Here is a 9,322-nt window from a genome sequence, read left to right as displayed (position 1 = left end):
AATATTAAATAATATAAATAAAGAATTATTAAGTGGAAAAGAAGAGAGTTAGAGCGGAGAATACACGCTAAATTATACAAAAATACATTTATATAAATTAAAATTATGTGAAATATCTCTTATTTATCAAAGAATTCGATGAAGTGCAAATCGTCTCGCGTCATTTTTATACAACTTTAGTCTAATTTTTCCAAAAAAACCATTTCGATTGCTTTATTTATAGACAAAAACTGAATTATGATTCATTTTATGTAAAAGTGAATTTGGATTCACTTTTTATAATAAAGCTCACAATTGGAGGTGAGAGAAAAATGACAGCGACAACAATGAATGTAAATGCTGTAATCGATCAGGCTAAGTTTAAGCCTTTTCATTTAACGGTTGTTTTGTGGTGCTTATTCGTCGTCTTATTTGACGGCTATGATTTAGCAATTAACGGTGTGGCTTTACCGCTTTTAATGAAAGAGTGGGGTATGACGGCTGTTCAAGCGGGAATGCTAGCCAGTACGGCCCTAGCAGGCATGATGTTTGGTGCAATGCTATTTGGGATGCTGGCCGATAAAATTGGCCGTAAAAAAGTCATTATTATCTGTGTTACGTTGTTCAGTGGGTTCACTTTTGCGGGTGGCTTTGCATCAAACCCGACTGAATTTGGTATTTTACGCTTTATTGCGGGTCTTGGAATTGGTGGTGTATTACCGAACTTGGTCGCTTTAACTTCGGAATATGCGCCTCAGAAGTTTCGTAGTACTTTGGTGACCGCGATGTTTAGTGGCTATGCAATGGGTGGAATTATGGCAGCACTAGTAGGTGTTGCGTTTACGCCAACCTTTGGCTGGAAGATCATGTTTTTCATTGCGGGTATTCCATTACTGTTTATTCCTATTTTATGGAAATTCTTACCTGAATCAGTCACTTTTTTAGTGAAAGACCAGCAAACAGAAAAGGCACGCAGCATTATTCAACGTCTGGTACCTGAAGAGAGTGTAACTTCAGATACTGTTCTAGTGCTGAATGAAGCAAAAGTCCCTGATGCATCTGTCGCTGCCTTGTTTAAAAATGGCCGTGGTATGGGTACAGTTTTATTTTGGTGCTGCTTCTTCATGTGCTTATTGATGGTTTATGCCTTAGGAAGCTGGTTACCAAAACTGATGATGGCTGCGGGTTATTCGATGGGCAGCAGTTTAATGTTCCTCCTTTCCTTGAATATTGGTGCGGTGATTGGCACTGCTGGTGGTGGTGTGCTCGCGGATCGTTTCCACTTGAAACCTGTCATTATTAGCATGTTGACTGTCGGGGCATTTGCACTGGTGGGTTTAAGCTTTAATTCACCACAACCTGTAATTTATTTATTGGTTGCACTTGCAGGAGCCGCTTCAATCGGTTGTAGTATTTTACTATATAGTTATGTGGCGCAATATTATCCATTGGCTGTTCGTTCAACTGGGTTGGGTTGGGCATCAGGGATTGGCCGTGTGGGTGCAATCGTGGGTCCAATTGTCATTGGTGTATTGTTGGGCATGGAATTACCACATAAGTTGAATTTTATTGCTGTGGCGATTCCTGCGGTACTTGCTGCGATAGCGGTTTCTTTTATCCGTTTAAATAGTGCTGAAGAAGCAGTTAAAACTCAGGTGAAAGTTTCAAGTTCAATCAAAGCATCTTCTTAATCAAATCCCAAACAAATAAAAGGCTCTCGTTGTGAGGGCCTTTATTTTTCAAAATCGATGTACCGTTGGATGGTATTTGATCGTGTTTAAAGGAGAGTGCTATGCTAAAGGCAGCTTTAAATAGGGCAGCACAATAACAATGATTAAGCAGCATAAACAACTCGAACCTGAGCAAAGTGAACGTTTATTCAACATCTTAGAACAGCGGTTTCAGCAGTACACTGAACGTCATATGCAAATTAGTTGGGCATTTGTCCGAGAAAAACTTTTGCAGTCTCCGGAAAAATTATACGCCTTACAACAAATGGAAATAAGTGGTGGTGAGCCCGATGTCGTGGCTTTACCGAATACACAAGATGTGTATTTTTTTGATTGTTCAATTGAGTCCCCAAAAGGGCGACGGAGCATGTGTTATGACCGAGAGGCACTATTGAGTCGCAAGGATCATCCGCCTGAAAATACAGTGCTCGATTGGGTACAGGCGTATGGCTTAAGCTTAGTGACGGAACAACAGTATTATGCCTTACAGCAGATCTTTAATTTTGACTTGAAAACATCCAGTTGGGTTGAAACTCCAGCCGAATTACGTCAGCAAGGCGGGGCAATTTTTTGTGATCAGCGCTATGGTCGTACGTTTACCTATCATAATGGCGCTGCTTCGTACTATGCGAGTCGAGGATTTCGGACTTATATTCAGCTTTAACTGTGGAATAGAGATAAAAAGAAACCCCGACATCCTGTCGAGGTTTCTTTGTATTTCAGTGTTTAGATACAACTCCTGTCATATCTCACATCCTGATGCTCAAACTGATTATTGTTGTTTTAAGTTTGGGAAACGTCCTGTTTCCTGATGGTTTAAATATACATGGTGATGGCTGTTGTTCAAACAGCATTTTAACCACGCTATTTGTAAGCCTAAGCTGACAAAAGTAAATGGCTTATATAATTTTTGCTTAGTGCTTTAAATCAGCATCGTTTAAATAGGCTGATGAATACTGGATTGGTCTAGTGAAACTGAGGATGTTCTACGCAATGACTGGCTTTGGTGGTTTCTCTTTTAAATATAGAGCATCACTGGTATAGCGCGGTTGTAAATCGACTGTGCTGTAAATACAGAACAATATTAAAAAGCTGTATTTATGCATGTGATGTTCATTAGAAATATGGCCAATGTTCCCTGATGGGGTGAATATCTGAATGAAAATGTGAAAAGTAATGTTTTTTATGCGAGCGGGTAATACTTTTAGCGTTATTTACATTGAGTTTTTCAGTAGGTTGAGTATAGATGTAGGATCTTCAAATTTTATGCAGGAAAATAGATGCAATAAATCATTCCAAAAAGTTTTTTAATTTATAACTAATTTTGTACAATAAATAAGCTGATTAATTGAACGGTTGAATCAGCACACATTATAAAAATGGAATATTTGAAGCAGAAATTACAGAATATTTTTATAAAAGTGAGTATTGTTGAACCATATAAAAGGGAAGTTTAATCGACACACTTTAACCAAGGTTTTGTGAAAACTCCTCTGTTTGTCATTTAGAACCTTGCACCCAAAAGGTCGAAGCTAAATCAAACACTCAAGATTAATATTAAATGGTTCTTTTTTGTTGCGAGATAACCAAATAAAAAGCAATTAAAAGGGACCTAGGTTTAGGTGTTTTATGTCAGGAACTCGTGAAAACTGGACATCACGATCTGGTTTTATTATTGCAGCTGTAGGTTCGGCTGTAGGTTTAGGTAATATTTGGCGTTTCCCTTATGTTGCTTATGAAAATGGTGGCGGTGCTTTTCTTATTCCTTATTTATTGGCGTTAATTACCGCTGGTTTACCTTTGTTATTTTTAGATTATGCAACGGGACACCGTAGTTCGGGGTCACCACCTAAAGCCTATCGGGCTTTGTTTAAAGGCGGTGAAACGCTGGGTTGGTGGCAAGTCTGTGTGTGTATCATCATTGGTTTGTACTATGCCAGCGTACTGACGTGGGCGGGAAGCTATGTTTACTTCTCGATTGGTCAGACTTGGGGCAGTGACCCTGAAAGTTTCTTCTTTAATACCTACTTACAAACTTCGAAAGCAACAGGTTTCGATTTACAGTTTGTAAGCCATTTATTTTGGCCAATCGTGGGAATTTGGGCACTGACCTTAATTATTCTGTTTGGCGGGGTTAAAAAAGGTGTTGAATTATCGAATAAGATTTTCATGCCTTTGCTATTCGTTTTATTTACCATTTTAGTGGTGCAATCACTTCGTTTACCTGGTGCAGCAGAAGGCTTAAATGCATTCTTTACACCGAACTGGGCTGCGATGATGGACTATAAAGTGTGGTTGGCGGCGTATGGTCATACCTTCTTCTCGCTTTCTGTGGGTTTCGGGATCATGGTGACTTATGCATCTTACTTAAAGCCAAAGACCAATTTGACAGGCTCAGGTTTAATCGTTGGTTTTGCCAATGCTTCAACTGAAATCTTGGCGGGTATTGGTATTTTTGCTGCATTAGGCTTTATGGCGCATGCCGCAGGCAAAGAAGTTCAAGATGTGGTGAGTGGTGGTATCGGTTTGGCATTTATTGCTTTCCCGAAAATCATTTCAAGTCTCGGTGCAGGTGCTGATTTATTCGGTCTATTGTTCTTCTCATCATTATTTGTTGCCGGTATTTCTTCCATGGTTAGTATCTTGGAAGTGCCAATTGCAGCGATGCAGGATAAGTTAAAATGGAGCCGTAAAAAAGCAGTTACCATTATCGGTGGTGGTAGTGCACTGGTTTCAGTGATCTTATTCTCAAGTGTGAATGCGATTAAATTGGTAGATATCGTGGATCACTTTATCAATAACATTGGCATTGTGGGTGGCGCACTTGTTTCTATTCTTTGTATTACTTGGTTTAAGCGTTCAGCATTGATTGAGTTGCGTGATCACGTAAATCGTATTTCCACAATTCAACTCGGTAAGGGTTGGGCATTTACCTTGACCGTGATTACTTCACTCGTGTTATTAACGACGTTGAGTATGACGTTATTTAATTTGGTGAAAAATGGTTACGATACCTATAGCATGAGTCTGCAAGGGCTATTTGGTTGGGGCAGTGTGATTTTCTGTGCCGTTATTGCAATCGTACTCAGCAAAGTTAAAGATCGCTAGGAGAAAAAAATGAATACTTCAGCAATCGTAATGATGGTGATTTCAATGTTGTTTGTTTGGGGAGGACTTGTGTTGTCTATTCTCCACTTGATGAAAAATCCAGAAGAGCTCGATGATGTTCTTGAAGAAGTGAAAGACCAGCATACGTTGTAATACTGGATGACAAAGGCAATTCATTGATTTCATTTGTAATCAGTGAATGATAAAAAGCCGAGTGAATGTCACTCGGTTTTTTTATGGACTTTTAACAGGTTTAAGTAAGAATGAGACAGCTTCAACCAAGAAGTCTTGTCACACTTTTTTAGAAGAAGTATGAATGGTTAAGAGGGCCTTATTGTTTATGGTCACTACACGATCATTACTCTACTGAGCATTATTCAGTATAAAACTTAATCGATCTTGACTTGTTTTTATATTCAAACAGCATTCTTTAGACCGAAGAGTCATATTTTCTTGAAAATTGCTTAAATGTATCGTTTTTGGGCTTCGAACAGCCCAAATTTAGCGAGTAAATAAAGTATCTATACAAGCTACAGTTTGGAAGCCTATTTATAATGTTTTTTATATCATATGTTTATATTGATAATTTTTCTGTCGAAGAAATGAGTTTTTCAGTTCGATGGTTGTCGTGAGCTTACTCAATCAGTTCAAAACTGATGATTTTAGGCTGAGCCACTGACAACTAAATGTGATTTGTATCACTTTAATTATCTTTTCATGGACTACATTGGCAGATTAAAAAGGATTCTATTTTTTAGATTTTATGGATATGTATTTGAGCCTACTCAAAGCATTTTTTATGCAGATTTGATCTAATTAAATATTTGAATTTTATTGTTTTAATAGATTTTTCTTGTTCATTGTTTAATTCGTCTAATAGATTTCTCGCTTTGTATATTTGTAGGCCATCACCTATGAGTCGTCTTCTGTTGCGCTCAATATTTTGCTTATTTTATATTCATATTACGCTATTTTTACCACAATGTTGATTTTATGTAAAAAAGATGTAAATTTGAGTAACTGTAAACTAAGCAACAAAAATTAAAAAATAGTGTGACATATGTCACCAAAATTGGTATTTTAATTCCAGTTTGTTGTCTTTACGTACAGCATTTGATACTCAGTGTAATTGAGGTAGTGATGAAAAATAAAAATTTTGGTTGGCTTACAACACTTGTATTGGCGATGGGCATACCGTCCATGGTAATGCAAATGAAAACCCTTTATCTGCACAGATGAAAGTTTTTCAAGTTAATGTTGATAAAAATACCCAGAAAGAGTTGAAAACCACCGATCAGGTTAAACCGAATCAGGTACTTGAGTATCAGGTGACGTATAGCAATCAATCCACCAGTAGCTTGAAAGCCTTGAAGTTGAATTTGCCACTTCCTGCTTATGTTAGCTACACCGGAAAAAATACGCCGAAAAATACCTATGCTTCTACAGATGGTGTCCATTTTGCAAAAGCCCCATTAACCCGTGTTGAAAACGGGAAAAAAGTGAATGTGCCTTTGAGTGAATACCGCGCCTTGCAGTGGCAGGTCGATGAATTAAAACCTAAACAAAAAATCACCGTTGCAGCACAAGTACGTGTAAACGCGGCTCAATAATTTTCGCTTCAAATCAATCGCTTTTATGGATTCTTTTATGAAACATAACTTTCAATTAAGTAAAATTGCTGCATCACTTGCAGTGATGGGTGGGGTGGTGTTTGTGAGTAGCCAAACAATGGCTGCAACACCTGTTGCTGGAACCAATATTAGTAACGTTGCGACTGCATCGTATACAGATAATACTGGGACAACTCGTACCGTTACCTCAAATGAAGTTAAAACTGTTGTCGCACAAGTGGGTAGTTTTACCTTGGTTCAAGATCGTTCAGTAACGACCGTGCCGAATGGTCAAGCCACCATGTCGCATATTTTGACCAATACAGGTAATGGTACAGATACATTTACCATTTCACTTGCAGATTTGGATAATCATGCTTCTGGGTCGACCTTTGACTTCGCCTCAGATAAGTTCGCTGTTTATATCGACAAGAATAAAGATGGCGTACCTGATGATTCAGTGAATTTAAATGCGCCAGGTAAAACGATTGAATTACAAGCTGGTGAAGATGTTGGCCTAGTCGTGGTAGCAACTACTCCATCGACTGCAACGACTGGTCAGTTTGACAAACTCGAATTGACTGCAACCGCTTCTGCAGCAAAAGCAAGCTTATATACGACAAGTTCGATCAGTAACACAGATACAGTCACCATCACCAGTGGAGCTGTGGTCACGATTACGAAAGCTGCAAGTATTAGTACTGCAAAAGCAGGTGAAGAAATTGAATACACCTTAACGTTTAAAAATACTGGTAATGCAGCAGCAACCAATGTTGCGATTTTTGACGTTTTGCCAGCCAATGTGACTTATGTTGGTGGTTCTGCGAGATACAGCGGCAGTGCGACAGCATTAACTGATGCTAATGATGCTGCTGATACTTATCAATATGATCTGACCAATAAGCGTTTCTTATTTAATATTGCGAATTTGGCGGCCAATACCACGGGTACATTGAAGTTTAAAGTTGCAGTTCAATCTTCAGCATTGAATAGTGTGAATAACACGGCATATGTCGATCCAAACGGTAAAGATGATGGTTCGTTGTATACTATTACAGATGTGCCAACGACGCCGCCAACAACCACACCAACAGGAACTACGCCTTCGAATGAATCGAAAGTACCTGTGGTTGGAACCTATAAAGGTGCATTAAACGATACCGCTGCCAGTGCTTTTACTGATACGGAAACTGCTGCGGGCAGTGGTGACGACAAAATTCAATTAGCAAATTCAAAAGTTGGTGTACCTGTCGTGTTTGGTCAAAGCACAACAGATGGTAATAAAGTTGTGGTGCACAACAGTGGCGACCGCGTAGATACGTATAACCTAACGGTTGATCGTGATGCATTAGCTGCATCAGTTGCATTAGACGCATTTCCTGATACTGCTGTTTTGCCAGCAGGAACCATCGTTGAAATTTTAAAAGCGGATGGGGCAACACCAGCGACTGATACCAATGGGGATGGTGTTGTAGATACAGGCCCAATCCAACCTGGTGAAAAAGCACAATTTGTTGTACGCGTGACGTTGCCGAGCTCATCTGCGCATACTGTAGGGTATTCGTTTATTTTAGCAAGTACCTCTATCACGAACGCAAAGAAAGATACTTTAAAGTTATCGACTGGTCCTGTGATTGGTAACTCAGTCGATTTGGTGAATAAACCGAACTCTACGACAGAGAATGGTACTGGTGCAGGAACAACAACCCCTGTTGACAATAAGATCACACCACCAGCGGTTCCTGTGACTTTTGATGCAACCATTAAAAACACAGGTAATGTTGCTGATAATTACACCATTACTGTACCGAATGTACCTGCAGGTTGGACAGTAGAAATCTTTGAAAAAGATGGCAGTGGTAACTGTACCACCACTAAAGTGACAAACTCTGGAAACATCGCAGCGGGTGCCGCAAAAAGTTTCTGTGTAACGGTGACACCGCCAGCAGGTACACCAGCGGGTGACACTAAAAATATTCAAGTGAATATTGTCTCACCTTCAACAACTACGTCAGATAACATCACTTATGCAGTTACAGTTGCAGAGAAGCGTGGGCTCAGCTTTACGCCTGATCGCCAAGGTCAAGTTGCACCAGGCGGTACAGTTGAATACGTCCATGTTTTAACAAACTCTGGAAACGTAACAGAGGGTGTGAGCGGGTATCTTATTGATGTGAATTGGTCATCTACACTGTCAGGTGCGAATACGTCTGTTTATGTGGATTTGAATAACAATGGTAAAGCTGACACCAATGAATTAATTACAGGGGATACGGAAGCTGCTCGTAGTGCTTCTTTAGCAACACTTTTAGCAAATACGACAACTGCCGGAACTACAAATACTGTTGCTGGCTTATCTCAGAATGAGTCGATTAACATTATTGTTAAAGTTGAAGCTCCGGCAATTGCAACAGCTGGTGTAACGGATACGACAGTCGTAACCTTTAAGCCAACAGGTACAAACAAGCCATTAAATGTCTCTGTAACCGATTTGACCACGATTAACTTAGGTCAGGTTCGCTTGTTAAAAACTCAAGCATTAGGAAGTTGTACGACTGCACCGACTACTGGCTTTGACGCAACGAATGTCTTTGCGAAACCTGGGGAGTGTGTTTATTACCGTGTGACAGCGAGTAATGATGGCAATGTGAACGCAACCAATGTGGTGATTTCGGATATGGTTCCAAGTTACACCACATATCAGCCGAACTCTGCGAAACCTACTACTGCGGCACCAGCAACGGGTAGCAAAGAAGTGAAATATACGGTAGGTACGCTTACACCATCAGCATCAGCAACATTGGAGTTTGGCGTAAAAGTCGACCAATAATTTAAATAAACCGCTTCCTTTAGTTTCTTTTTAAAAAGGGAAGCGGTTTTTTTGCTGTATTTTTT

6 protein-coding genes are annotated in these 9,322 nt (G+C 39.5%); all 6 read left to right on the top strand.

The genetic code is table 11. The annotated features are described in order from the left end of the window. Positions 1-311: 311 nt before the first annotated feature. The 6 genes from AC5EUN_RS17475 (at position 312) to AC5EUN_RS17450 (ending at position 9,257) form a co-directional block, all read left to right on the top strand. Positions 312-1,670, top strand: coding sequence for an MFS transporter (locus AC5EUN_RS17475; RefSeq protein WP_493352526.1), 1,359 nt, complete (start codon positions 312-314; stop codon positions 1,668-1,670). A 139-nt stretch (positions 1,671-1,809) separates the two neighbouring features. Further along, positions 1,810-2,373, top strand: coding sequence for a DUF4256 domain-containing protein (locus AC5EUN_RS17470; protein ID WP_493352525.1), 564 nt, complete (start codon positions 1,810-1,812; stop codon positions 2,371-2,373). A 965-nt stretch (positions 2,374-3,338) separates the two neighbouring features. After that, a complete protein-coding gene (locus AC5EUN_RS17465) occupies positions 3,339-4,817 on the top strand; it encodes a sodium-dependent transporter (RefSeq protein ID WP_493352524.1) in 1,479 nt (492 codons plus the stop codon). 9 nt (positions 4,818-4,826) lie between these two features. Continuing rightward, on the top strand, positions 4,827-4,970 hold the full coding sequence (locus AC5EUN_RS17460; RefSeq protein ID WP_004691882.1) for a methionine/alanine import family NSS transporter small subunit: 144 nt from the start codon (positions 4,827-4,829) through the stop codon (positions 4,968-4,970). Positions 4,971-5,977: 1,007 nt separating this feature from the next. Next, positions 5,978-6,427 (top strand): hypothetical protein, encoded by a 450-nt coding sequence (locus AC5EUN_RS17455; protein ID WP_493352523.1) that lies wholly within the window; start codon positions 5,978-5,980, stop codon positions 6,425-6,427. A gap of 37 nt (positions 6,428-6,464) precedes the next feature. After that, positions 6,465-9,257, top strand: a complete 2,793-nt coding sequence (locus AC5EUN_RS17450; RefSeq protein ID WP_493352522.1) for a beta strand repeat-containing protein — start codon at positions 6,465-6,467, stop codon at positions 9,255-9,257. The last annotated feature ends 65 nt before the right edge of the window (positions 9,258-9,322 follow it).

It is taken from the genome of Acinetobacter sp. CAU_H_S170_2, assembly GCF_058890445.1.
This window is presented reverse-complemented; position numbering and strand designations above follow the sequence as displayed.